This is a genomic window from Paracoccus angustae (genome assembly GCF_042648745.1).
Classification (GTDB): Bacteria; Pseudomonadota; Alphaproteobacteria; order Rhodobacterales; family Rhodobacteraceae; genus Paracoccus; species Paracoccus angustae.
Window position 1 is genome coordinate 1 of record NZ_JBHRXY010000001.1, and the last position, 25326, is coordinate 25326.

Sequence of the window (25326 nt, forward strand, 5' to 3'; positions counted from 1 at the left end):
CCATCTGTCATGCAGGCAGGGAATCACAGATCAAGCCACAGGGGTATCCTGAATCGGGAATGGCGCAACGTGCTCTAGTTCGCCGGCTTCGGCTTGGGCCTTCATCCGACGCTGCTGGCGCATCGCGGTTAAAAACTCGGTCAGACGCGCTGCGATATCTGTGCTCGAAAGCTGGGGCGATCTTGCATGCATGATGGGGAACTTGGACACTTGGGCCTCCACGGATCAGAAAATAGCAGGAAATGGAGGAAGCGCTGCGAAGCTGAAGTCATCACATCAAGCTTGACGAATGCTGTCTGGAAGAGATCCGAACTGGCTCGCACGCATCATCCGTTGTCGCCCCGAACAGGGACGGGACGGTCAGCGTATGAGACGAGATGAGCAGAACTGGATCATGAGGCGAGACTACGAGCGCCAGACGAAAAGTCAACGACCTCGACCGCGGTCGATCATGTAAACCGGCCGTATCGCGCTTCACTTCCTCGGTCAGCTACAACTTGTCGGACGGATTGCAGCTCAGGCTACGTCCAAAAAGGGTAACAGAGACGAGGAAATCTCCTCTCTTCGAGGACAGCCGAACTCGCTTTGAACGGGTTGCAGGTCAGTTGTTTTCCGGTGCTTCCGGCACGCCGTCCTTCCACGTCTCCCACTCGCTGACGATCTGATCTACGAGAGGCGCACCCACCAAGGCGATGTTCTCGACCGTTTCCGCAAAGCCGCCCGCTGTCTCACCCGGTGCGGGGTCCAGGTGCTGCAGGGTGGTCTCATTCGGATTGCCCTGGTCGAAGTTTACTGAACCCCGGATGGCCGCGATCCGGTCGGTTCCATGCAGGCGCTTGATGACCTGGGCGATGGCATTGTCCTCCATCTCGGTGACCAGGTAGTCATCGGCTCCGTAAAGATCGGCCATGTATTGCGCCTCTGCCGACAACCCTGGTCCGTGGAAGAAGGTATCACCGGTCATGTGCGTGCCGACCTTTACCGTAGGAGCGGCCTGTGCGGCTTCATCCGGATACCGCATCCGATAGGTCCGTGCTTCTTCCGAGTCCTTCAGCTCGATGTCCGATGACAGGTGAACGCCCCAGGCCACAAGATCCGGGTTCAACTGATGCACGCGGTAATCCTCGTAGCCCTTGCGTGGCATGAAGACGGGTGTGCCCGGCTCGCCCTCTTCAGGCGCCCAGCGATGACCGAGGTCATAGTCGATCAGCCAGCTTCCCCACACCACGTCGCCGATGGTTCCCCTGGAGGGCGGTGTTCCCGCGACCCCGGTGATCAAATAATAGGCCTGGGAGAAGTCGTAGTCCGGGTTCAGCAGGATGGCCTGCATCGAGGCAGATGCATTGACCTTGCCCATTCCCAAGACCGAACCGCAGACGCCATCGTCATTGCAGTGGACGGGCGCAAAGGCACCCGGCACGTCAGTTGCCTCTGCGTCCAGCCAGTAGCGCTTATACCAGTGCTGATACTCACCGGCACGATCGCCGGTGTTCTCGCCGATTTCGAACATGGAGCCCACGAACACCTTGACCTGGATCGGCTCGGCCGATGACGCTCCCGCCAAGGCGAGAGCAAGGGCCGAAACCGCTAGGGAGCTGGTAAGGACATGCATGGTTGCTCTCCTTTTTTGCTGCGGACAGGCACGCCGACATCAGCCACGGCACCTGTCAGCAAGGACAACTGCGAGGATAGAGCAAGACAGGGCGATTGTCAGGCGCCCCTGCGGGAATTTCGGTCAGAACAGCCATTATCGTGCGAACCTTGCGAAGTGCTGTCCTTGAACTTCGGGATCGGCAGGCAGTCAATCCCTCTGCTCAAAGATCATCACCTGTCCCGACATGCTTATGCTGTGCCGCAGGCAACTGGCCTGTTGAAAAACCATTGCGAACAGGGTCATCTGCAGACTGCAGTCACATGTGTCAGCCGGGCGAGCCCTTCGGGCCCGGCAGGGGGCGGCATCTGCTGAGGTCTCAATGTCCAGCGACAGCTCTGTCTGAACGCGCCGGCCCTTGCTGACCTGTTCAGCACAGGGCACCGCTGGCTACCCTCCACCCAGAGACCGGCTATCCTCCAGCCCCACGCCAACATGGCTGCCCAAGATTGCGCCTATCGTGGAAAGGGGCATCTGGTGCCGTCCAGCCGCCAGCACCGAGAACTCATAGGCGTCGTGGCCGAAGAGGCGGTCGGCCGTTTGGCGCATGACCATCAGGTTCTCGGCGCTAGGCCGACCCCACTCAGGACACCCCTCACGGTTTGGATCACGAAGTGCGGCTTGATCAGCCATTCGGGGAGGCACTGATTCTACCAGGTCGCAACTCGATCATGTGATCTAAATGGTGAGGGGAGCCGATCCGCCTGATTCGCCGAGAAAAAATAGCGATCTGGAGCGGAAGAAGGCTCTCCACAGACTGTTGGATCACATTGTCCTCTCGAACCCGCCATTGACATGATTCGATATGGGAAGAAGGTAGCCGTTTTGTTCCTCCGGCGAAAAACACAGCCTCACCGCGTCGGACTTGCCTGCCCGCTATCCCACTCCTCCTTGGGCCTCCTACGTTTGCTCGCCGCCAGCGCATGAGCAGGTCTAGAAACCCATGATGCCGGAATTTGCGAAAAAGTTTCTGATGCGGATCAGGAACTTGGAAGAACAGGACGTTCGCCCGCTTGGTTGTGGATAACCTTGTCAAGTGGCTTTCTTTTTTCACAGGGACTCGGAATCAATAGGGCCATCGACAACGACACTGAGGTGACTTCCGAACTGATCAACCGATGAAAAGAAAAGCCCGGCACAAGGCCGGGCGGGAAGTTGACGGGCGAACCCGTAGAATCGACCTTGAAGGTAAGCTCTCGATAGAAGAGCGCAAGTGGTTCCGTCGACATTTCCAGCAACTTCGTCTCATCCCAACCTGCACCGGTCTCCAGAGCAGGGTTCGCATTCTATTGTCGAAGGAAATCCAACCCATGAAGCTTCCGGCTTCTACGTTTTACCTGCCCGACCCGGCGAACAGCCGCGCGGTCCGCGCGATTCCGAAGGCGTCGCAGGGCCACTTCGTCGGAGAATTTGTCTTCGGCGTGGAGAAGCCGCAGCGCGTCGGGTTCGAAAGTCTGCTCGAGTTCAAGGCGGCGCTCTGCACCGTTTATCGCCCTGGCTTCGTTGACTTGGAAGAACAGATCGCGCCGATCGCTTTCCGCAAGCAGAACGGGGAGATCGGCCATCATCATCTCGATTATAGAGCAACCTTCGAAGGAGGCATGCGGATCGGGATCGTCGTGAAGCCGTTCTATATCGCCGCGCGTTCGACCTTCCGCGCCCACATCATGGCTGTGGCGGAAGCTGCCATGCCCGCTGTTGTGGACAGGATCGCCGTGGTTACGGAACAGCACATTCACCCGGTCGAACTTTACAACGCCACGCTGTTTCACGCCGCCCGTCGGCCTGTCGAGGAGGAGGACATTGCGATCAGCCACCGCGCTGCTCGACTGCAGGCGCCTGTCACGGTGGAACATTTGATGGAGCAGGGCCGTCAGGATGGGGTGACCTTGTTCGGCATCGCGCGGACCATCCACCGCGGCGATTTGAGGCTTGTCCGCAAGGAGCGCATCGATGGTCGAGCTCTGATTGCCGCCAATGATGCCAAGGCCGCAGCATGAGCAGGGGGAGCCATCTTGCGGTTTCGGCGCAGGTGCCCGTCGAAAAAGGCGCCGTGTTCGAGCTGAACAATCGCCGAGGCAAGGTCGCGGAACTTCGCACTACGTCCTGCCTCGTCGTTTGGGACGAATTCGTTGATCCAAACACGGGCGAAGTATTGCCTGCGATCTCCGACACCGTGTCTCATGAGGACTTCTGCCGCTACGATCGGAATGGGCGCTTGAGCATCATCCGTCGCCCCTCTGCTGCTGCAGCCGAAGGGCAGCGTGACCGGAGCCACCGCACCAAGGCGGAAATTGCGCGCATGAAGCATCGTTACTGCTACGTTTCCGCGGCGCAGCAGATGATCTCCGATGGCGACCTGGAAGAAAGTCGTGCCGGCTTCATCGCGCGGGGTGAAATTCTCATCGGTCTCGGCACGGTCTACTACAACCAGTATCTTAAGAAGGAGGCCGGCGCATCAGGCAAACGGGGCGGCGCAAAGGTGAACCTGGGGGATCAGTCCGACCTGCCGAAGTCCCCGGCCAACATCTACAAGTGGTATTGCGCCTTCCGGCGCGGTGGCCAGAACGCCCTGTTCGACAGATATATCAGTTCTGGAAACCGCGGGAGCCGCTATACGGAGGCTGAACAGGCACTTGTTCAATCTGTAATACGTCAACGTCTGGACGAAGAACGTTGTTCGATCGCGTCCATCGTGGACAGCGTGAGAGCGGTTATCGATGTTCGGAACGACGAGGCTGCGCGGAGCAACCCGCCTGGGAAGTTCTTCAACAGACCGGGTTACGAGTTCATCCATAGCGCCATCGATGCACTTGCCCCGCTCGACCATGCCATTCGAACCCGAGGCCTGAAGGTCGCGTATCGCGACATGCATGCCTTGGGGATCGGGGTAAAAACCAGCCGTGCGCTCGAGCGGGTGGAGATCGATGAATACACATTCGATCTCATGGTCATCCTGAAGGGACTCGGGGTCTGGGACTGGCTCCGTCTTGAGGAACGGTCGATTCTCGGGCTGGATGGCTCGACCCGTCGCGTCGTCCTCTCCGCCGCCCTTGATGTCCATACCCGTTGCATCGTCGGCATGCAGATCTCGGCAAGCCGAACGACGTCTCTTCTGCGGGAGACCGTCGAGATGATTTTTATGGACAAGACGCCAATCGCAGATGCGGTCGGCGCGCACGAGCCATGGCACATGCATGGCCGTCCCGAGACGATCGTGCTCGACCGTGGGCCAAACTACATTGGCGACGAGGTCTATGACCTCCTGGCAGATCTCGGCATCGTCAATCTCGGTGCACCCGCCAAGAAGCCTTGGCTCCGGCCGTTCATCGAGCGGCTCTTCAGGACGATCCATCTCGGCTTCGCGCAGCGGTTCTCCGGGCGGACCTTCAGCGACGTCGTGGCTCGGGGAGAGAATGACCCGGCGGCTCGTGCGTCAATGACCATCGACGAATTCCTTCACTGGCTCGTGCGATGGATCGTCGATATCTACCACAATACGGAACATGCGGGCCTTCTGGGCCGCACGCCTGCCGAGGCTTGGACGCAGTCCCAGACCAGTTCGCGTCTCCAGGCTGTCTCGCGCGAGGAACTGCGCAAGGTCTTCGGGATTCGCCGGACTCGCAAGCTGGGCCCATCTGGCATCACCATGATGCACATCCGATATCAGACCGATGATCTGATGAAGATCTACTATGCGCCGCCCAACCGGCAGAAGTCCTTGGAAGTGGCCTGGTGGCCACATGACATCGGCACGATCTCGGTTAAAGTCGGGCCAGACCGCTGGATGAATGTCACGTCAGCGGATCCGATGTGGATCGGCAAGTCCTTCGACGACCTGATGATGGTTCGCTACAGGCTCACAGGCGAACGTGACCGCTCAGACGCCGTAAAGGCGCGGGCGCTGGCGGACCTAAATGCAGCGGCTCATCGGGGCAAAGTGCTCCGGGGGTTGCTGCCGACGTTCGTCACGGACGGGACCTACGACCGCTATGAGGCCGACTTCATGCGGTTCATGTCGACGGCCGAGCGCGAGTTCGACGTGCCCGAGCACATGGACCTGTTCGATGGCATCATAGACCTTCAGGCCGCAGCACCTGCAGCCGACATGTCGCTGATGCCGTCAGCCACCCCAACCGCCTTTCCGCCCACCACCTCGACGTCCTTGGACGACGATGACGACATCATGGAATGAAAACGATGAAGGCGATGATCGAACGCGACGCACAGCCTGCAACCGCGATCGCGGCCCCGCCCGCGCCGCCCGACCTGCCGGGCCGCATTGCGTGGTTGGATGCCCGCTACCTCAAGAATGCCCGCGACGCCGAGTTTCAGGAGTGCCTGCGCGACATCCTCCAGGTCGGACCCGAGGGCACGCTCCTGCCGATCGCCATCCGCGATCCTCTGAACGGAGAGACGCGCGGCATGCAGGTCATTGGCGCATCCGGGGACGGCAAGTCCGTCATGATCCAGCGCAACCTGTTCGCACTGCCCGGCTTCGTGAAAATGAACGCTGGCACCGCAGGAAACTATCTCCACATCACCGTGTCCCCGGAAGCCACGATCAAGAGCCTTGCTTCAGATATCGCGGCTGCTACGGGATATGGCCGGCTGGCGGAACGCACAAAGACACATGAAGCATGGGCTATCGTCCGCCATCGCCTCAAGAAGTTCGAGATTGCGATGCTGTGGATCGACGAAGCACATCACCTGCTGCGGGGAGGGGCGGGGCGAGATGTTGCCGGAGCCCTCCAGACCCTGAAGAACCTGTTGCAGGGGGAAGGGGCTGTCGCCGTCATCCTGTCCGGCGTGCATCACCTCGAAGACCGCATCGCAGCGGATCCCGAGACGTTTCGTCGTTATCGCCTGTGCCAGCGCCTCCAGTCTCTTGCCGCGGGAGGTGGGGACATGCAGCTGCTGAGGCGCTTCATCGAAAAATGCTGCCAGAAGCTTGATCTTTCGCTTCCGGACGATCCTTCCTTCGCCGAGCGTATCGTGTTTTCCCAGGCTGGGGGCCTGGGCCGTTCGATCATCTTCGCCAAGATGACCATTCGTCGTGCGCTAGTTAATCGAAAGGAAGGCGTAAGCATCGAGGATGCGCGCCGAACCTGGATTCTGAATGGCGGAGAAGACAACGGGCCGTGCCCCTTTGATCCCATGCCTTGGTCGGACCTGCGCAAGCTTCTCGCAGAGAGCGGTTGGTGACGAAGTTGTTGACGCCCCGCATTCCTTACGATGCGGCTGAGACTATCCAGTCCTATGCCGCTCGCCTGTCCTTCTTCCATACCGGACAAGGCACGTCGCGCCTGCTCGAAGATTACGAGGTGAGGCCGGCGCGCTTCGCAGCAGGTCACCATGACGAGGTGGCCAAATTTGCTGCTGCGGTGGGTGAAGATATCAGTGCTCTCCAGGCTGGCACAGTCCGCACATACTCTCGCTATAATTCCTTCCGCGAGGAGGATTTCTCGAGGAATGTTCTGTCAACCCACGTGCGGCAGTTCTGCCCGCATTGTTTGCGCGAGGATGGGCCGCCCGCCGAATGGCGCCATCGGCTCATCTGGTGCTTTCTGCCAATACCTGACTGCCTGCGGCACCGTTCCAGCCTCGTGGAGGTTACGCCTGGGGACGCGGCCGACATTCGCGATGCCGTCGCATGTGTCGGAGGCCTTGATGTGGCTGAGACATCGACGTCTTACGCTGAGGGTGGACGACATCTTGCTTGGCTGCATGCGCGCCTGTCGTCGTCGAATCGCCCCGGATGGCTGGATGGACAAAGCATTGAGCAGGTGCTGAACGCATCGGAAATGCTCGGGATTGTCCTGGAGCACGGGCAAGGCGCCCGCCCCGGGCGCTTGTCACGGCGGGATAGGAGTTCCGCGTTGGCAACTGGATTCCGAATCTACGAGGAAGGTGCCGGAGCGGTCTACGGGGCGCTCGACGAGATACGGAGGAGCGCCACGGCCACAGCCGTTCATGCCGGACCCTTGGCGATGTATGGAGCCCTCTACGACTGGCTTGATCGTCGGTCGCAGCTGATCGCTCCGGGACCTGTGCGCGATATCCTGCGCGAGCACATCCTGAACCATGATGCGTATGCGCCAGGTGAGAGGCTCCTGGGCGAGCCGGTGGGGAAACGGCGCCTGCACTCGGTGATCAGTCTTGCGATGACGCTGAAAGTCAACCGCCGGCGCATGTCCCGCCTGCTGCAGAAATTGGGACTGGTGCCCGAGGGTGCTACGGACGGTGAAAGCGGACGCCTTGTATTTCCCGTTGAGGAGGTGGAACAGCTTATCAAGGATTACGAGACCGCGATCCCGCTTGCGCAGGTGCCGGACTACATTGGCGGCACGCAGAGCCAGACATTGGCCTTGTATCGCGCGGGGGTCTTGCCACCTGTCATTCCGGCCGACGCGCCGGGCGCCGTGCGCAGGGTCATTTTCGCACGGCGCGTCCTAGATGATCTGCTCTCGAGGATCGGGGAGCTCTCACCGTTTGATGATACGCAGCGTGAGAAGGTTCTGTCCATCGGAGAAGCCTGCCAACGTCACGGCGGCCGAACTGAGGATCTGACGCAAGCTGTGCTTGCAGGAAAAATCGAAGCCTTTCGCCTGCCAGGGGATACCCGCCTTCACGCTGTTCGAGTCAGCGTCTCGGAGCTCGCGGCTGCAGGACAACCGGGGAGGCATGTAGGCAACCGGCCTTAGCAATACTCTTGTTCAACTCGATAATCTTGTCACAGGGCCCGTATATGCGGGCCCTTTTTCTTTCGCATGGTTCGAAGCGCCACGAAAACTATGTCCCAAACTGCAAAAACCTTTGCTCCTAGGTGTATTAACCTCATTGTTTTCGCACGGAAAATCCTTGACTTCGGCACTAACTATGCCCCGAATAACATGTTGTTCGGAGCATAGCTGCTGCCGGCTGGGGGCTATGTTTGTGCAGTCGGGGTTTAGCGGGGCTATCCGGCGAAGGAGGTTTCGGAGCGGCTCGGTGTCAGCACGCATTCGCTCTATGCTTGGAAGCGCCGGTTCGCAAAGGCAGTGTCGGGTGATACGGTGAAGGATGCCGAGATCCGTCGGCTGAAGCGAGAGCTGGTCCGGGTATCGGAGGAGCGTGACATCCTTAAAACGGGCGCGCCATTGTCCGCCATTGGTCCGAGGACAATGGCGAGCGCGTATTTCGCCAGGGATGCAAAGTGAGATACGCGTTTGTGGCCGAGCATCGGGGTCAGTTTAAGCCTGCGATCGTTGTATTGCTGCTCTGACAGCGTGCGTGGTCGTGGCGCTTTCGTGACGAACTTGTCCCCCAGGGCATCCTTCCATTCCTGAGAAAGGATCGCACCATCAAACCATGGGATCAAACAGCTAGTCCCATTGCGACTGCCGGTCCTTGGCCAGATTGCCGAAACGGGTGAACTGGCCTTCAAAGGACAGCTCGACCGTGCCGATAGGGCCGTGGCGCTGCTTGCCCAGGATCACCTCGGCCTTGCCGTGGCATTGCTCCATGACCTGCTGCCATTTCGCCATCGCGTCCAGATCGCTGTCCGACGGCTTTTCGCGTTCCTTGTAATATTCCTCGCGGAACACGAACATCACGATGTCGGCGTCCTGCTCGATGGACCCGGACTCGCGCAGGTCGGACAGTTGCGGGCGCTTGTCGTCGCGGTTTTCCACCTGCCGCGACAGCTGCGACAGGGCGATCACGGGAATGTTCAGCTCCTTGGCGACGGCCTTGAGACCCTGCGTGATCTCGCTGACCTCGTTCACGCGGCTGTCCTTGGCCGAGGCGGCTTTCAGCAGTTGCAGATAGTCCACCATCAGCACGTCCAGCCCATGCGTCCGCTTCAGCTTGCGGGCGCGGGCGGCAAGCTGGTTGATCGGCAGGGCGGGCGTGTCGTCGATATACAGCGGGCAGTTCTGCAAGGCATGCGCGGCCTCGACAAAGCGGCGGAACTCGGCTTCGTCCATGTTGCCGCTGCGGATGCGTTCCGAAGGCACCTCGGCGGCTTCCGACAGGATCCGCGCGGCAAGCTGTTCGGCCGACATCTCCAGGCTGAAAAAGCCCACCACGCCGCCTTCGACCGTGCCGACCGTCCCGTCCGGGCGCTCGCCCGTCTTGTGGGCCTTGGCGATGTTGAAGGCGATGTTGGTCGCCAGCGAGGTTTTCCCCATCGACGGGCGTCCCGCCAGGATCACCAGGTCGGAATTGTTCAGCCCGCCCATCTTGGCGTCCAGGTCGATCAGCCCGGTCGAGATCCCCGACAGCTTGCCGTCGCGCTGATAGGCGGCGTTCGCGGCCTGCACCGCGCCCGTCACGGCCTTGAGAAAGGACTGGAAGCCCCGCTCGGCCGTGCCCGCCTCGCCCAGCTTGTACAGCGTCTGTTCGGCGGCCTTGATCTGCTCCTCGGCCTCGTCGCCCACCTCGACCGTGGCGGCGCGGGCCGAGATGTCCTGGCCCAGCTGGATCAGTTCCCGGCGCAGGGCGAATTCGCGAATCATCTGGGCATAGTCGCGCGCGGCATAGGCGCTGATCGCCGCCCCCGCGATCCGCGCCAGATAGGGCGCGCCGCCCAGCTCCTTCAGCCCCTCGTCATGTTCCAGGAACGCCTTGATGGTGACGGGGCTGGCAAGGGCGTTCTTTCGGATGCGTTCCGCGCAGATCTCGAAAATGCGGGCGTGGACCGGGTGATAGAAATGATCGGGCTTGATGATCTGGCTGACGCGGTCGAACACGTCGTTGTTGGTCAGCAACGCGCCCAGAAGCTGCTGTTCGGCTTCAAGGGAAAAGGGGATCGTCGGCGTGTCCTCGGCGCTGACGGGCTGGCCCGGAACGATGGCGCGCAGGTTGGTCATGTGCTGCCCCCTTTGGTCTTGCCCCCGTTCTACACCCGATGCGCCGCGCGGGGAACGCCGCGCGGCGCGATTTCGGGGGGCCGATCTGTGGATCAACTGTGGATAAGTCAGGCGTTCGCGGCTTGCCAGGCGCGGGGATCGGTCAGGAAGATCTCGACCTCGGCCAGCGTTTGCGCGTCAAAGACGGCCTGGGCCTTCGCCTCGGCCAGCACGTCCCACCAGGTGCAGAGGTGATGCAGGGAAACCCCATGATCGGCCAGACGCTGCGTCGTTTCGGGGAAGATGCCGTAATAGAAGACCACGGCCGTGTGCGCGCAGGTCGCCCCGGTGTCGCGAATCGCGTCCACGAAGGACAGCTTGCTGCCGCCGTCGGTGGTCAGATCCTCGACCAGCAACACGCGCTGGCCCTCGGTCATCGCCCCCTCGATCCGGGCATTGCGGCCATAGCCCTTGGGCTTCTTGCGCACATAGGTCATCGGCAGGCCCAGCCGTTCCGCGACCATGGCGGCGAAGGGGATGCCCGCCGTCTCGCCGCCCGCGACGTTGTCGAAGGCCTCGAACCCCGCGTCCCGCATGACGGTCGCGGCCATGAAATCCATCAGCGTGCGGCGCACCCGTGGAAAGCTGATGATGCGGCGGCAGTCCACATAGGTCGGACCCTTCAACCCCGAGGCATAGGTGAAGGGGGTCTCGGCGTTGAAATCGACGGCCTTGATTTCCAGCAGCATCCGGGCGGACAGCCGGGCGATCTCCTCGCGCGCGGGAAAGGTCAGGCTCATCGGTCCTCCAGATGCCAGTAAAGGGGAAAGCCGGGATCGAAGACGGTGACGGTCTCGGCGCCCGCGTCGATCTGCGCGGGATAGGTGGCGGGGGTGCCGCGCCTGATCAGCGTGACGCGGCTTTCGTTCGGCGGCAGGCGATAGAAGGCGGCGCCGTGCAGGCTGGCGAAGCCTTCCAGCCGGTCCAGCGCGCCCTCGTCCTCGAAGACCTGGGCCAGGATCGACATTGTGTTCGGTGCCGTGAAGCAGCCCGCGCAGCCGCAGGGTTGCAGCTTGGCGCTGTCGGCGTGCGGGGCGCTGTCGGTGCCCAGGAAGAACCGCGACTCGCCGCCCGTCGCGGCCTCGCGCAGCGCCAGGCGGTGCGATTCGCGCTTGGCGACCGGCAGGCAGTAGTAATGGGGGCGAATGCCGCCGGCGAGGATGGCATTGCGGTTGATGACCAGATGATGCGTGGTGATCGTGGCGGCCAGGTCGTCTCCGCCAGCGCGGGCATAGGCCACGCCGTCGCTGGTGGTGATATGCTCCATCACCACGCGCAGGCCGGGGGTGCGGCGGCGCAGCGGATCCAGCACGCGGTCGATGAAGACGGCCTCGCGGTCGAAGATGTCCACCGCCGGATCGGTCACTTCGCCATGGACGCAAAGGGTCACGCCAGCCTCGGCCATCGCCTCCAGCACGGGCTGAACGCGGTCGAAATCGGTCACGCCGCTGGCGGAATTGGTCGTGGCGCCGGCGGGGTAAAGCTTCACGGCGCGGATGATGCCGTCCTGGAAGGCGGCCACCACATCGGCGGGATCGGTCGCGTCGGTCAGATAAAGCGTCATCTGCGGCTGCAATGCGGCGCCGTCCGGCAGGGCTGCCAGGATGCGGTCGCGATAGGCGGCGGCCTGGGCGCCGGTGACGACCGGAGGCACCAGGTTCGGCATCACGATCGCGCGGCCGAAACGGGCGGAATGGGGGGCGACGGCGGCCAGCATCGCGCCGTCGCGCAGGTGCAGGTGCCAGTCGTCGGGGCGGCGAAGGGTGATGCGGTCGGTCATGGGCTGCCTCTATACAGCGCGGGCGGGCATTGCCAAGCGCGTCATGCACAAAATGGCAGGCAGCCGTGCAACGCTTGCCCTTGTCCTGACGTTTGCGTCACGCCAGATTGAGCAGATGATCCAAAGGATGACGCCATGTTCCCGATGATGCCGAAGAACCCCGTCCGCCTTTGGACGCAATTCGCCCGGATGGCCGTCGAGGCGCAGATGGTGATCGGCCTTCGGACGGCGGGAATGATGGGCATCATGGCGCAGGCCCCGGGAGAACCCTTTGTCATGGTCGCCGAAAAGCAGGCCGCCGCGACCGAGTCGCTGTTCGCCATCGCCCAGGCCGCGGCCCGCGGGCACAGCGCCGAGCGCATGATGGCCGCCGCCCTGCGGCCTTACGGCAAGCGGACCCGCGCCAACTCGCGTCGGTTGGGCCGGGTCCGGTAAGGCGACGGCGGGGTTTTCCCCCGCCGCCACGGTTCAAGGCAGGCGATCAGATCAGCTTGCCCATCGCGACCGCCGTGTCGGACATGCGGTTCGAGAAGCCCCATTCGTTGTCGTACCAGGTCAGGATGCGGCACAGGCGGCCCTCCATCACCTTGGTCTGGTCCATGTGGAAGACCGAGGAATGCGGGTCGTGGTTGAAGTCCGAGGACACCAGTTTTTCCTCGGTATATCCGAGGATACCTTTCAGCGGGCCGTCGGCCGCCGCCTTGATCGCGGCGTTGATTTCCTCGACCGAGGTGTCGCGGCCGGCTTCGAACACCAGATCCACGACCGAGACGTTGGGCGTCGGCACGCGGATCGCCACGCCGTCCAGCTTGCCCTTCAGTTCCGGCAGCACCAGGCCGACAGCCTTGGCGGCGCCGGTCGAGGTCGGGATCATCGACAGGGCGGCGGCGCGGGCGCGGTACAGGTCCTTGTGCATGGTGTCCAGCGTCGGCTGGTCGCCGGTATAGCTGTGGATCGTGGTCATGAAGCCCTTGGCGATGCCGATGCTGTCGTTCAGCACCTTGGCGACGGGCGACAGGCAGTTGGTGGTGCAGCTTGCATTGGACACGACCAGATCTTCGGCCGTCAGCGTGTCGTCGTTCACGCCGAAAACGATGGTCTTGTCGGCATTGTCCCCGGGAGCCGAGATCAGCACGCGCTTGGCGCCGGTTGACAGATGCGGCTGAACCTTGTCCTTGGACGTGAAGATGCCTGTGCATTCCATGATCACGTCGATGTCGCCCCAGGGCAGTTCGGCCGGGTTGCGGATCGCCGTGACCTTGATCGGACCCTGGCCCACGTCGATCGAATCGCCGTTGACCTTGACTTCCGCCGGGAAGCGGCCATGCACGCTGTCATAGCGCAGCAGATGCGCGTTGGTTTCGACGGGGCCCAGATCGTTAATCGCGACGACCTCGATGTCGGTGCGGCCCGATTCGATGACGGCGCGCAGGACGTTCCGGCCGATCCGCCCGAAACCGTTGATCGCAACTTTGACAGCCATGGTTCTCTCTCCCGACCAAGTGACGTTGCGCCTCTCGTATCGCGCTGTTTCGGCTGATGCAAATGCCGCGCGGCCTGCCGGCGGCGTGTTAGCGCCAGAAGCTGAGATATTCGATCAATCCGTCCGCCATGCGGGCGGCCATCAGCGGCAACTGCCATTGAAGCCACAACTGGTCGGCGGCGAACAGCCCCAGGATCAGAACCAAAAGCGCGATGGCGATGGCGTTGGTCATGTCCGCCTTATCCGCCGGGCGCGGGGACGGCGCAAGCATCCTTACTCGTCGTCCTGAGGCAGGATCAACGTGATCTCGCCCGCTTCCTCCAGCCGGCGGATGGCCGAGACGACCTCGGTCATCGCCTCCTCGATGTCCGAGGAGCGCAGCTTGCCCAGGTCGTTGCGTTCCTCCCGCAGGCCGTCGGACATGCGCTGCGACAGGTTCGCCAGGATGAACTCGGCCGCCGCGGCCTCGGCTTCGCCGGTGGCGGCAAGCGCGCGGACCAGGACGGGCTGCTCGACCTCGCGGATGATGCGGGGAATGTCGCGGGGCAGGACGCGGGCGGGGATATGGGCGAAGATGAAGATCGCCTTGCGCACGCTGCCCGCGAATTCGGCGTCGTGGCGGTCCAGGCTGTCCAGAACGTCGTCGCGCAGGTCGGCGGTGGCGAAGTTCAGGATCGCCCCCATCCGGTCCGTCGCGGGGGTGGACAGCGCCGGCCGGGGCAGGGCCTCGGCCGCTTGCAGCAGCACCAGGCCGACGCGGTGCAGCGATTCGGGCGTGACCCCCGCCGTCATGGACATGGCCTGCGCCACCGCCCGCGCCCTTTCGCGGGGCAGGCCCACGAACACCTCGGAGGCGCGTTCGACCGGCAGCTTGGACAGCATCAGGGCCACCATCTCGACCGCCTCGGAATTGGCAAGCGACAGGATGGCGGGCGCGGGCAGGGCCGCGATGCGGATCCAGGGATCGCCCCGGCCCTGGATCACCGCGCGGCGGCGCAGCCGGTCGGTACTGTCCTCGGACAGCTGCTGGCCCAGCATCGCCAGCGTGCCGTCCAGATCGCCCGGAAAGGTCACGCCGACAGCTTCCAGGCGGTCGCAGAATTCGGTGATGATCGCGTCGCGGGTCTGGCGGTCTATCAGCTCCATCCCCGCCATTTCTTCGGCCAGAAGGGTCTGGCTTTCGCTGTCCAGGCGCGACAGGCTCGACGCCTCGTCGTCATCCAGAAGAAGGCGGACGATCACCGCCGCCTTTTGCCTTTGGTTCAATGCCGTTTGTATCGTCATGGCCCTGTCCAGATTGACCGTCGCTGGAATCAGTCTGGCACGGCTTCCCTAACATGCGGTTTACGCCGGATGCTTCTGGTCGGTTTCGAACACCCGGCGGAAGATCGTGTCCACATGCTTGGTGTGATAGCCAAGATCGAACTTCTCCTCGATCTGGGCCGGGGACAGGGCGGCCGTCACTTCGGGATCCGCCAACAGTTCTTCCTTGAAATCAGCGCCTTGTTCCCAGACCTTCATGGCGTTTCGCTGCACCAGGCGATAGGCGTCCTCGCGCGAGACGCCAGCCTGGGTCAGCGCCAGAAGCACCCGCTGCGACATCACCAGCCCTTTGAACCTGTTCATATTGCGCAGCATGTTGTCGGGATAAACGACCAGCTTGTCGATCACGCCCGTCAGCCGGTTCAGCGCGAAGTCCAGCGTGATCGTCGCGTCCGGCGCGATCCCGCGTTCGACCGAGGAATGGCTGATGTCGCGTTCGTGCCACAAGGCCACGTTCTCCATCGCCGGGATCACGGCCATGCGGACCAGCCGCGCCAGGCCGGTCAGGTTCTCCGTCAGGACCGGATTGCGCTTGTGGGGCATCGCGGACGAGCCCTTCTGGCCGGGGCTGAAGAACTCCTCGGCCTCCAGAACCTCGGTCCGCTGCATGTGGCGGATCTCGATGGCGATGTTCTCGATGCTGCTGGCGATCACCCCAAGGGTCGCGAAGAACATCGCGTGGCGGTCGCGCGGGATGACCTGGGTGCTGATCGGCTCGGGGCGCAGGCCCAGCTTGGCGCAGACATGCTCCTCGACCGCCGGGTCGATGTTGGCGAAGGTGCCGACCGCGCCCGAGATGGCGCCGGTCGCGACCTCCCACCGGGCCTTTTCCAGACGGTTCCGGTTGCGGTCCATCTCGGCGTAGAAGCGCGCGAAGGTCAGGCCCATGGTGGTCGGTTCGGCGTGGATGCCGTGGCTGCGCCCGATGCGCACCGTGTCCTTGTGTTCATAGGCGCGCCGCTTCAGCGCCTCGAGCACGCGGTCCAGATCGGCCAGCAGGATGTCGGCGGCGCGGACAAGCTGGACGTTCAGCGTCGTGTCCAGAACGTCGCTGCTGGTCATCCCCTGGTGGACGAAGCGCGCCTCGTCCGCGCCGACATGCTCGGCCAGGTGGGTGAGAAAGGCGATCACGTCGTGCTTTGTGACGGCCTCGATCTCGTCGATGCGGGCCACGTCGAATTCGACGTCCTTGGCGCGCCAGACGGCCTGGGCGTTCTCGCGGGGGATCACGCCCAGGTCGGCCTGGGCGTCGCAGGCATGGGCCTCGATCTCGAACCAGATGCGGAAACGGGTCTCGGGCGACCAGATGGCGGTCATGGCGGGGCGGGCATAGCGGGGGATCATGGCGGGCCTCTTTTCCGGTTGGGGCGGGAATAGCGGCGCAATGACCCGGCGGCAAGTTTTCGATTTCCTCCCGGCGCGGCACGGGAACATTCCGGCGGCGCAAGCTGTTGAGGATTCGACCTATCCGACAAGACCGGAGAAAAGCCATGCATCCGACTCACGACGACGACCGCCCGCTGACCGAAGCCGACCGCACCAGCGAAACCCGGTTCGGCCCCCGCCCCGTGCCCCCGGGGCATCATGGGCCCAGGCCGTCCGTCCAGGCGCGGCGCGTGATCGCCTCGGGGAAGGTTTCGCCCGATGGCCGCTCGTCCTTTCCGACGCCCTCTCTGGGGGCCAAGATCGCCGTCTGGGGCGGGATCGCGGTTGGCGTCGCGGGCGGCACGGCGGCGGCCGTTCTGGCCGTGCGCAAGATCGCCGACGCCGTTTCCGGCGATTCCTACGCCTCGCATCACCGCCGCAAGTTCCAGGCCCCGCGCTTTGTCGAGATGGACGAGCACGAGCGCGAGGCGATGCGCCGCCGCGTCCGCGCCCAGGAACATGCCGACCACCAGGAGGTCAGCCGCCTGCGGGCCGAGGCCTCGCAGCATCGTCCTGCGCAAAAGCCCAAGGCCTCCAAGCCCAAGGGCAATTTCGTCGAGGATCTGATCCACACGTCGACCAAGCTGTCCGAAAGCCTTGAAGGCGTGGCCAAGTCGCTGTCGATGGCCATGGACGGCTTTCGCAGCGTGGCGCGCCAGGCGACCGAGGTCGTGGCGGAGTTCGCCGATACCGCGGACCAGTTGCGCGCGGCCCTGCGGGGCGAAAGGCCGAGGTCCGCGCAGCGGGACCCGGGCGATTCGGATCGCGCGCATCGGCTTTGATCGACAGAAGACAGGGAAAGCGCCATGAGAAGCAGCACGCCTGGCGTCCTGGATGCCCTGTTCGGCGATCTGGACGATCCGACCCGCAAGCGGTTCGGAATGAAGACCGACGGGACGCCTGACGCCGACAGCCCGTCGCGGCCCCGTCCGGCGGGCAAGGATGTCGGGCTGCGCGACCTGGGCAAGGACGACTGGATGGAGATCGCGAAATCGACCTTCAACCAGATCGGCACCGACCGCGTGACGGCGGTGGCGGGCGGGATCACCTTTTTCGGCCTGTTGTCGCTGTTCCCCGCCATCACGGCGCTGGTGTCCATCTATGGGCTGGTGGCCGACCCGGCGACGATTTCCGGGCATCTCGACCTGCTGCAAAGCTTCCTGCCGCAGGGCGCGCTGGACATCATCCGCGGCCAGGTCGAGGCGATTACCTCGTCGCCGGGCACCGTGCTGTCGCTGGCAGGCCTTGGCGGGCTGCTGGTGGCCTTTTATTCCGCCAACGGCGGCATGAAGGCCTTGCTGTCGGCGCTGAACGTGGCCTTTTTCCAGGCCGAAACGCGCGGATTCCTTCGCCTGAACGTGGTGTCCATGGCGTTTACCTTAGGCGGGCTGGTGCTGATCGTTCTGATGCTGGGCGTGATCGCCGTTATTCCGATCGTTCTGCAAATGCTGCCGCTGGCCGAATCGACCAGCACCTGGGTGGCGGTTGTCCGCTGGCCGATCATGTTCGGGGTGCTGATCCTGGCGCTCGCGGCGCTGTACCGTTGGGGTCCCGACGTGCCGGATTCCCGCTGGCGCTGGATTTCGCCCGGCGCGGTGCTTGCAGCCGTGGGGCTGGTGATCACGTCGATCCTGTTCAGCTGGTATGCCGCGAATTTCGCCGACTACAACGAAACCTATGGATCCTTGGGCGCGGTGATTGCGCTGATGATGTGGCTGTGGTTCGCATCGACCGTGGTTCTGGTCGGCGCCGAAGTCAATTCCGAGATCGAGCGCCATCTGAAGAAGCTGGCAGGCGTGCCCGACAACCGGAAGGCTGAACAAAAGTGATCAGCGTTCGGTCAGCTTCAGCTCGATGCGCCGGTTCGCCGCCAGCGCCTCGGGCGTCGTGCCCTGGGTGACGGGCCGCGTGTCGGCAAAGCCCGTGGCCGCAAGGCGGTTGGCCGGAAAGCCCAGGTCTTCGGTCATGTAGCGCACCACGGCAAGTGCGCGGGCCTGGCTCAGTTCCCAGTTGTCGCGATAGCGCCCCGTCCCGGACAGGAGGGTGCTGTCGGTATGGCCGTCCACCCGGATGATCCAGTCGATTTCCGGCGGAATGTCGTCCGCGATGTCGGACAGCATCCGCGCCACCCGGGCGATCTGGTCGCGCCCCTCGGGGGACAGGGTCGTGGCGCCAGGCGGGAACAACACTTCGGACTGGAAGACGAAGCGGTCGCCCACCACCTGCACGCCCTCGCGCCCGGACAGGATCTCGGACAGGCGGCCGAAGAATTCCGACCGATAGCGGGCCAGATCCTTGGCTTCCTCCTCGGCGCGCTGGCGGGCCTGTTCCTCCAGCGTCAGGCGGCGGTCGGTTTCCTCGGCCGCGCGCAGCAGGGCGGCGTTCAACTGCTGCCCCAGAGTCTCGACGCGCAGTTCCGCCTGCTTCTGCTCATCCCCCGCGGCGTCCAGAAGCGCCTGCAACGATCCCAATTGCGCCGTCAGCGAGGCCACCTGTTCGTTCAGCAGCGCGACCCGCCGCTGGCCGTCCTCCGACAGGGCCTTCTGGTCGGACAGCGCCTTTTCCGCCGTGGCCAGAAGCGCGGCCCGACGCTCGGCCTCGGTCAGGCTGCGGGCCGCCCGGGCGGTCGCCTCGTCGCGCGCCGCCTCGGCCGCGGCAAGCAGGGTCAGGGTTTCCTCGGCGCGCTTGCGGCTTTCCTCCAGCGCCAGGGTCATGGCGGTCAGTTCGGCATCCGCGCTTTCCAGCCGTTCGCGCAAGGCGCGCGCGGCCTCGGCATCGGTCAGCCGGGCCGCCTCCGCCTCGGTCAGCTGCGCTTGCAATTCGCCGGCCTTGGCCTCGGCCATTTCGGTCTTCTGGCGCAGATCGGCCAGCAGGGCTTCCAGCGCCTCGCGGCGGGCGGCGGCAAGGCGCGCCTGTTCGGCCTGGGCGTCGATTTCCCGGCGGGCGGCAGCCACCGCCAGTTCCGCGGCCCCGGCGCGGCTTTGCTGCTCCTCCAGCCGTGCCTGGGCTTGCCGCTGCTGCGCGCGGGCTTGTTCCCGGTCGGCCGCGCGTGCGGCCATCAGCGCCGCGACCTCGGCTTCGAAATCGGTCAGGCGGGACCGCGCCTGCGCCAGTTCGCCCCGGCTGCTTTCCAGTTGCGAGGACAGCCGCGCGATGCGGGCGGCGCGGTCGCGCGCCTCGGCCTCGGCATCGGCAAGCTGGCCTTCCAGGTCCGCGCTGCGATCCTCGGACGCGGTCAGCGCCTTTCCAAGCGCCGAAACCTGTTGGCCAAGCTGTTCCAGCCGCCGTTCCTGGGCCGAGATCGTGCGTGTCTGTCCGGCGATCGTCTGGTCCTGTTCGGCGATGGTGTCGTCCTTGTCGGTGATCTGTTCGCGCAGCACTGACTGCATCACGGTGAAGATCGTCAGCACGAAGACCAGCACCATCAGCAGCGTGGCCAGGGCGTCCACAAAGCCCGGCCAGATATTGGCGGAAAAGCGGTGCCCCGAGGATGCGGCGCGGCGCAGGGCCATGGCTCAGGCCCTGTCCCGCGACACAAGCGGGTCGCGCAGAAGATCGTCGCGGAACGGATCGTTGAAGCGCGCCGCGCGAACCGCGCGGGTCAGAACCAGGATGTCCGAGCGCAGTTCGGCCACCATCTCGTCCCGGCCTTCGGTCAGATCCTTGCTCAGCCGGTTCAGCGCGGCCTCGATCCCGCTCAGGTCGGGGGCTGCCGCCGCGGGACGTTCCGTTTCCCTTCGGACCAGATCAACCAGCCGGTCCTGCCCGCCGACCAGCCGTTCCTGTCCGTCCGCCAGCCGGGACAGCGCCTCGGTCAGCCCGGCGATGCGGGACAGGGAGGCTTCCTGCTCGGCCTCGCTGCGCTGGACCAGCGCCTCGATGGCCTGGGCCATCACCACCACGCGTTCGTCCGCCATGGCGGCGGCATCGTCGCGTTGCAGGTCGCGTTCGGCGTGCAACTGCTGCAAGCGGTCCATCTGGGCCGCCATCTGTTCCAGAAACCCGGCCAGGGCGGCCTGATCGACGGCATCGCCTTCTGACCCTGCCAGGCTGACGCGGGTGAAGCCCGACATCCATTCTTCCAGCTCGCGGTAAAAGCGGTTCTGGCCGTGGGTGGCGAACAGCTCCAGAAGGCTGACGACCAGCGATCCGGCAAGGCCCAGCAGCGACGAGGAAAAGGCGGTCGCCATGCCGCCCAGCTGGGATTCCAGCCCGCTCATCAGCTTGTCGAAGACCTGGATGCCGCTTTCGCCCTGCTGCGGGGCCAAGGTGCGGATCGTCTCGACCACGGCGGGGATGGTCGTCGCCAGGCCATAGAAGGTTCCCAGAAGACCCAGGAAGATCAGCAGGTTAGCCAGGTATCTTGTGATGTCGCGCAACTCGTCGATGCGGGTCGCCACCGAGTCGAGGATCGAGGCCGCCGCGCCGGTCGAGATGACCCCGCCTGCCGCCCCGCGCGTGCCAAGCAGCGCGGCCAGGGGCGCCAGAAGGCGCGGGGGCTGGTCGCTGGTGTCCAGCCCGCCCCGCGCCGCGATGCCCTTTTCGACCGCATTGCCGCGGCGGGCGGCGAACCGCTCGATCCAGCTGACCGAGCGGATCAGCTGGCCCACCTGCCAGAAGCAGGCCAGGACACCCAGGGCGAAAACGGCCAGGATCAGGCCGTTCAGCCACAGGTTCGCGCGGAAGATCGGCAGGATGCGGCCATAGGCGATCCAGCCGCCCGCCAGCACCAGGGCCAGCACCGTGACCATCATCACGATCTGGCGCACGGGCTGCGTGAAATGCGGGCCGACGGGTGCTGGCGCCCGGGTCGCGGTGATCCGCCGGTTCGCCGCGCCCGTGCGGTGCGGAAGGGCGGACTGGTCAGGCCGCTGGCTGCTGGTCGGGTCGGTCAACTGGTCGCATTCCCATGGCCATACACTGTCAGCCGAGAGTGTAGGGCGCACCCCTTCGCTTGCCAAGCGATCCGACGTTCAGACCGGTGGGTTTCCATCGCTTTCCAGCAGCTTGCGCACCTCGTCCGTCAGATGGTCCATTGTCGCGTCGGCCAGGCCGATCTGCGCCAGATGCGCGGCGGTGTTGAACAGGTAATCGGCGTTGGGGCCGCGTCCGCCCTGCGCCCGGGCGATGATCCGCGCCTGTTCGGCCAGATCCAGCCCGCCCGCATACTGGACGTGATCGCGCCGCATGACATAGGCCAGCGCCTCGATCCGGCGGCCGTCCTCGAGCCGCAAGGGCAGGATCGCCTCCTGATAGGCGTCCGTCACCAGTTCCCGCGCGCGCAGATAGGCCAGCACCTCGTCATGGTCGGCCTCGGCGATGCGCAGCGCCAGGCCGCTGCATTCGCCGCCCGGCTGCGCGTCGAGGCCCAGCACCAGCCCCGGCAGCGCCGCCGTGCCGCGATGCTGGATCGACCGCAGGCAGAAGCTGCGGGCATAGCCCGTCACCCAGGCCCGCGCGCTTTCGACCGGCGAAAAGCCCGGATCCCAGATCAGCGATCCGTAGCCGAAAACCCATTCAATCTTTCGCATCGTCCCGAACCCGTCCATTCACCGAAAGTTAGGACGGCGCGTGCCATGACGGAAGGGGACAGGTGGGCGGATGAGGATTTCAAGGCTGCTTGCAATCATCGCGCTGGCACTTGCCGGAGTGTGGTTCGCGGCCGAGCCCCTGCTGGTCGCGCAGGCGCGGCGGCACGTGCAGGCGGACGGCATCGCCCCGCAACCCGGATGGGGACGCCTTGGGCTGGCGCTGTCGGGCGCCACGCTGCCGACGCGGGCGGGGCCGCTGGTCTTGCCAGGCCTGGATCTGTGGGTGACGCCGCTGGCGCCGACGACCCTGCGGGCCGAGCTGCCCGCAGCGGCCTTTCTCGATGCCCCGGCCGGCCGGCGGCAGATCGGGATGGAGGATGCCGTTGCAGCCGTGACGCTGTCGCCTTTGGGCGCGGCAAGGCAGGCAAGCGCATCCTTTGCGGCCCTGGCGCTGGACGGCGCGCCGCTGTCCGGGCAGGGCGGCGTGACGGCGCGCAGGGTGGCGGACGACCGGCTTTCCGGCCATCCCCTTCAGGTGCGGATCGACCTTCCCGACCTGCGCCTGCCGCAGGCCAGGTCCGCAACCGGCGGGCTGCGCCTGTGGCTGGATCGCGCCCCCGGCCTTGCGACCCAAGCGCCGCCCGCCGTGCTGGGCGTGATGACCGAGGGGCTTGAGATCGACACCGGCGGTTTCACCGTGCGGCTGGCCGGGCAATTGAGCAAGGGCGCGGACGGTCTGGCCCAGGGGCGGGTCGCGCTTTACAGCGGCGATGCCGCCGCCATGCTGGATGCGGCGATCGGGGCGGGGCTGATCCCGCCGAATGTCCGCCTGCTGGCGCGGGCCATGCTGAACAGGATCGGACAGATGGATTTCGCGAGCGGCGGGGAAGAATGGCCGGTCATGCCGCCCGCGGCCCAGGGTCAGGTCCGCATCCCGCTGGAAATGCGCGGGGGTCGGATGTATCTCGGCACGATCGAGATCGGGGCGGCCCCAGCCTGGCCCGTGCCTTGAAAAGCGTCCGCATTCGGGGGATCGGAAGAAGAAGGGCAGCTTGCCTGCCTGCACGCCTGCCTGCACGGGCACGATGAGGAAACGCCGCGTTATCTTGCCCGCGTGTGACGCCGCCATTCCGCCACCCCCAAAGAACCGCGCCGGACCCGAGCGGGCTTGCAAGCGCGTGTCGCGTCCGGCCTAGCCGCCAGTGGCGACGCGTCCGAAATCGGGTGCGGCGGTGTCCTGGCCGGCCTCGATGATGCCGCGGCGGATGGCGCGGGTGCGCGTGAAATAGTCGAACAGCTGCTGGCCGTCGCCCATGCGGATGGCGCGTTGCAGAACAAACAGTTCCTCGGTGAAGCGGCCCAGGATGTCCAGCGTCGCCTCCTTGTTGTGCAGGAACACGTCGCGCCACATGGTCGGGTCGCTGGCAGCAATGCGGGTGAAGTCGCGGAACCCGGCGGCGGAATACTGGATCACCTCCTCGTCCGTGACGCGGCGCAGGTGGTCGGCCACGCCCACCATCGTATAGGCGATCAGGTGCGGCGCGTGGCTGGTCACGGCCAGAACCAGGTCGTGATGGGCGGCCTCCATGCTGTCGGTCTTGGCGCCCATGGCGCGGACCAGATCCGACAGCCGCGCGACCGCCTGCGGATCGCTGTCGGGCAGGGGGGTCAGCAGCCACCAGCGGTTGCGGAACAGGCTGGCAAAGCCCGCGCGGGGACCGGAATGTTCGGTGCCCGCCAAGGGGTGGCCGGGCACGAAATGCACGCCTGGGGGGATGTGCGGGGCCACGGCGTCGATGACCGACTGCTTGACCGAGCCGACATCCGTGACCGTCGCCCCCGGCTTCAGATGCGGCGCGATGTCCGCCGCAACCGCGCCCATGGCGCCCACCGGGACGGCCAGAACGATCAGGTCGGCCCCCGCCACGGCCTCGGCCGCGCTGTCGGCGATGCGGTCGCACAACCCGATCTCGCGGGCGGTGCCGCGGGTTTCCGCGCTGCGGGCAAAGCCCACCACCTCGCGCGCAAGCCCGCCCTCGCGGATGGCATGGGCCATGGACCCGGCGATCAGGCCAAGCCCGATCAGCGCCACGCGGTCATAGATCACGGTCATGCGCGGCCCCGTTCCGACATGAAGCGGCCCAGGCAGTCCAGAACGCGGCTGACGCCATCCTGGTCGCCCACGGTGATGCGCAAGGCGGCGGGCAGGCCGTATCCCGCGACGCGGCGCACCAGAATGCCATCGCCGCGCAGGGCGGCGTCGGCGGCCTCGGCCTCGGCCGGGTCTGCAAAGCGGGCCAGCACGAAATTCGCGAAGCTTTCGTCGCAGCCGATGCCCATCTGGACCAGCGACTGGCGCAGCCGGTCGCGCATCCGGGCGTTCAGGTCGGCGCACTGGTCGCGAAAGGCGGTGTCCCGGACCGCGGCCTCGGCGGCGGCCATCTGGGCGTTCGACAGGTTGAAGGGCTGGCGGATGCGGTTCAGCACGTCGATGATCTCGCGCGCGCCGTAGCCCCAGCCGATGCGCAGGCCCCCAAGTCCGTGGATCTTGGAAAAGGTCCGCGTCATCACGACGTTCGGGTGGCGGTCGACCAGTCCCGCGCCGCCATCGCCGGACGCGAATTCCGTATAGGCGCCGTCATGGACCAGCAGAACCGCGGGGGGCAGCCCGTCCACCAGGCGCTGCACCTCGTCCGGGGTCAGCATGGTGCCGGTCGGATTGGCCGGGTTGGCGATGAAGACGATCCGCGTCCGGTCCGTGACGGCCGCCAGGATCGCGTCCACGTCGATGCGGCGCGTATCCTCGGGAACGGTGACGGGAACCGCGCCGACCATGCGGGCCAGGATCGGATACATGGAAAAGCCGTGCTCGGTCGTGATCACCTCGTCGTCAACGCCGGCAAAGGCATGGACCACGAATTGCAGCACCTCGTCCGAGCCCACGCCGCAGACGATCCGGTCGGGGTCCAGGCCGTGAACCTCGCCGATGGCGCGGCGCAGGGGGCCGTGATCGGTGTTCGGATAGCGGTGCAGATCCGCCGCCGCCGCGGCATAGGCCGTCTTCGCCTTGTCGCTGCACCCCAGCGGGTTTTCGTTCGACGACAGCTTCAGCACGTCGCCGCGCCCCGGCAGCCGGCTTTCGCCGCTGACGTAAAGCGCGATGTCCATGATTCCCGGGCGTGGTTTGATCGGCATGATGATTTTCCTTTGCCCTGCCTTTATTCCGTGACGCCTGCCTGGGG

22 protein-coding genes and 1 pseudogene are annotated in these 25326 nt (G+C 65.0%); 9 read left to right on the forward strand and 14 right to left on the reverse strand.

The annotated features are described in order from the left end of the window. Positions 1-601: 601 nt before the first annotated feature. Both ACFOM8_RS00005 and ACFOM8_RS00010 read right to left on the reverse strand, forming a co-directional pair. Positions 602-1612: a purine-nucleoside phosphorylase gene (locus tag ACFOM8_RS00005; RefSeq protein ID WP_377758217.1), complete on the reverse strand. Its 1011-nt coding sequence runs from the start codon at positions 1610-1612 to the stop codon at positions 602-604. A 429-nt stretch (positions 1613-2041) separates the two neighbouring features. Beyond that, positions 2042-2284 carry a 3-keto-5-aminohexanoate cleavage protein gene (locus ACFOM8_RS00010; protein WP_377758218.1) on the reverse strand — a complete coding sequence of 81 codons (243 nt, stop codon included), beginning with the start codon at positions 2282-2284 and terminating at the stop codon, positions 2042-2044. 677 nt (positions 2285-2961) lie between these two features. Here ACFOM8_RS00010 and ACFOM8_RS00015 point away from each other — a divergent pair. The 5 genes and pseudogenes from ACFOM8_RS00015 to ACFOM8_RS00035 all read left to right on the forward strand — a co-directional run. Next, positions 2962-3651, forward strand: coding sequence for a hypothetical protein (locus tag ACFOM8_RS00015; protein WP_377758219.1), 690 nt, complete (start codon positions 2962-2964; stop codon positions 3649-3651). Further along, positions 3648-5846: a hypothetical protein gene (locus ACFOM8_RS00020; RefSeq protein WP_377758220.1), complete on the forward strand. Its 2199-nt coding sequence runs from the start codon at positions 3648-3650 to the stop codon at positions 5844-5846. The genes ACFOM8_RS00015 and ACFOM8_RS00020 overlap by 4 nt, the downstream gene beginning before the upstream one ends. Further along, positions 5843-6856: a TniB family NTP-binding protein gene (locus ACFOM8_RS00025; RefSeq protein WP_377758221.1), complete on the forward strand. Its 1014-nt coding sequence runs from the start codon at positions 5843-5845 to the stop codon at positions 6854-6856. The genes ACFOM8_RS00020 and ACFOM8_RS00025 overlap by 4 nt, the downstream gene beginning before the upstream one ends. Next, a complete protein-coding gene (locus ACFOM8_RS00030) occupies positions 6853-8355 on the forward strand; it encodes a TniQ family protein (RefSeq protein WP_377758222.1) in 1503 nt (500 codons plus the stop codon). Before ACFOM8_RS00025 ends, ACFOM8_RS00030 begins: the two co-directional genes overlap by 4 nt. 249 nt (positions 8356-8604) lie before the next feature. Further along, positions 8605-8885, forward strand: a pseudogene (locus ACFOM8_RS00035) (transposase); the annotation flags it as partial. A gap of 130 nt (positions 8886-9015) precedes the next feature. On the opposite strand, the gene ACFOM8_RS00040 reads toward ACFOM8_RS00035, so the two are convergent. From ACFOM8_RS00040 to pyrC, 3 genes are all read right to left on the reverse strand, one after another. Further along, positions 9016-10503, reverse strand: a complete 1488-nt coding sequence (locus tag ACFOM8_RS00040) for a replicative DNA helicase (protein WP_377758223.1) — start codon at positions 10501-10503, stop codon at positions 9016-9018. 107 nt (positions 10504-10610) lie between these two features. Next, positions 10611-11282 (reverse strand): orotate phosphoribosyltransferase, encoded by a 672-nt coding sequence (locus tag ACFOM8_RS00045; protein ID WP_377758224.1) that lies wholly within the window; start codon positions 11280-11282, stop codon positions 10611-10613. Then, positions 11279-12322 (reverse strand): dihydroorotase, encoded by a 1044-nt coding sequence (pyrC, locus tag ACFOM8_RS00050; RefSeq protein ID WP_377758225.1) that lies wholly within the window; start codon positions 12320-12322, stop codon positions 11279-11281. The genes ACFOM8_RS00045 and pyrC overlap by 4 nt, the downstream gene beginning before the upstream one ends. Before the next feature lie 135 nt (positions 12323-12457). Between pyrC and ACFOM8_RS00055 the strand changes: the two genes are divergently transcribed. After that, positions 12458-12757, forward strand: a complete 300-nt coding sequence (locus ACFOM8_RS00055) for an antibiotic ABC transporter (RefSeq protein ID WP_377758226.1) — start codon at positions 12458-12460, stop codon at positions 12755-12757. A 46-nt stretch (positions 12758-12803) separates the two neighbouring features. Here ACFOM8_RS00055 and gap read toward each other — a convergent pair whose 3' ends face one another. From gap to purB, 4 genes are all read right to left on the reverse strand, one after another. After that, positions 12804-13805 (reverse strand): type I glyceraldehyde-3-phosphate dehydrogenase, encoded by a 1002-nt coding sequence (gene gap / locus ACFOM8_RS00060; RefSeq protein WP_377758227.1) that lies wholly within the window; start codon positions 13803-13805, stop codon positions 12804-12806. Positions 13806-13893: 88 nt separating this feature from the next. After that, on the reverse strand, positions 13894-14037 hold the full coding sequence (locus tag ACFOM8_RS00065) for a hypothetical protein (protein WP_377758228.1): 144 nt from the start codon (positions 14035-14037) through the stop codon (positions 13894-13896). 41 nt (positions 14038-14078) lie between these two features. Beyond that, entirely contained in the window at positions 14079-15089 is a 1011-nt protein-coding gene (locus tag ACFOM8_RS00070) for a FliG C-terminal domain-containing protein (RefSeq protein ID WP_377758229.1), read from the reverse strand. Between the two features lie 60 nt (positions 15090-15149). Beyond that, positions 15150-16472, reverse strand: a complete 1323-nt coding sequence (purB, locus tag ACFOM8_RS00075) for an adenylosuccinate lyase (protein WP_377758230.1) — start codon at positions 16470-16472, stop codon at positions 15150-15152. A 146-nt stretch (positions 16473-16618) separates the two neighbouring features. Between purB and ACFOM8_RS00080 the strand changes: the two genes are divergently transcribed. Both ACFOM8_RS00080 and ACFOM8_RS00085 read left to right on the forward strand, forming a co-directional pair. Then, positions 16619-17335: a hypothetical protein gene (locus ACFOM8_RS00080; protein ID WP_377758231.1), complete on the forward strand. Its 717-nt coding sequence runs from the start codon at positions 16619-16621 to the stop codon at positions 17333-17335. A gap of 24 nt (positions 17336-17359) precedes the next feature. Then, positions 17360-18382, forward strand: coding sequence for a YihY/virulence factor BrkB family protein (locus ACFOM8_RS00085; protein WP_377758232.1), 1023 nt, complete (start codon positions 17360-17362; stop codon positions 18380-18382). On the opposite strand, the gene ACFOM8_RS00090 is transcribed toward ACFOM8_RS00085, so the two are convergent. The 3 genes from ACFOM8_RS00090 to ACFOM8_RS00100 all read right to left on the reverse strand — a co-directional run bounded on the left by ACFOM8_RS00090 (position 18383) and on the right by ACFOM8_RS00100 (position 22084). Then, positions 18383-20065 (reverse strand): peptidoglycan -binding protein, encoded by a 1683-nt coding sequence (locus ACFOM8_RS00090; protein WP_377758233.1) that lies wholly within the window; start codon positions 20063-20065, stop codon positions 18383-18385. Between the two features lie 3 nt (positions 20066-20068). Beyond that, complete coding sequence (locus ACFOM8_RS00095) at positions 20069-21307, reverse strand: biopolymer transporter ExbB (RefSeq protein ID WP_377759145.1); 1239 nt, start codon at positions 21305-21307, stop codon at positions 20069-20071. Positions 21308-21526: 219 nt separating this feature from the next. Next, complete coding sequence (locus tag ACFOM8_RS00100) at positions 21527-22084, reverse strand: gamma-glutamylcyclotransferase (protein ID WP_377758234.1); 558 nt, start codon at positions 22082-22084, stop codon at positions 21527-21529. A 70-nt stretch (positions 22085-22154) separates the two neighbouring features. Between ACFOM8_RS00100 and ACFOM8_RS00105 the strand changes: the two genes are divergently transcribed. Then, the gene (locus ACFOM8_RS00105) at positions 22155-23096 is read left to right on the forward strand and encodes a DUF2125 domain-containing protein (protein ID WP_377758235.1); all 942 of its coding nucleotides are present in this window, start codon (positions 22155-22157) and stop codon (positions 23094-23096) included. 180 nt (positions 23097-23276) lie between these two features. Here ACFOM8_RS00105 and ACFOM8_RS00110 read toward each other — a convergent pair whose 3' ends face one another. Both ACFOM8_RS00110 and hisC read right to left on the reverse strand, forming a co-directional pair. Further along, the gene (locus tag ACFOM8_RS00110) at positions 23277-24197 is read right to left on the reverse strand and encodes a prephenate/arogenate dehydrogenase family protein (RefSeq protein ID WP_377758236.1); all 921 of its coding nucleotides are present in this window, start codon (positions 24195-24197) and stop codon (positions 23277-23279) included. Next, on the reverse strand, positions 24194-25279 hold the full coding sequence (hisC, locus tag ACFOM8_RS00115; RefSeq protein WP_377758237.1) for a histidinol-phosphate transaminase: 1086 nt from the start codon (positions 25277-25279) through the stop codon (positions 24194-24196). The genes ACFOM8_RS00110 and hisC overlap by 4 nt, the downstream gene beginning before the upstream one ends. Positions 25280-25326 lie beyond the last annotated feature (47 nt).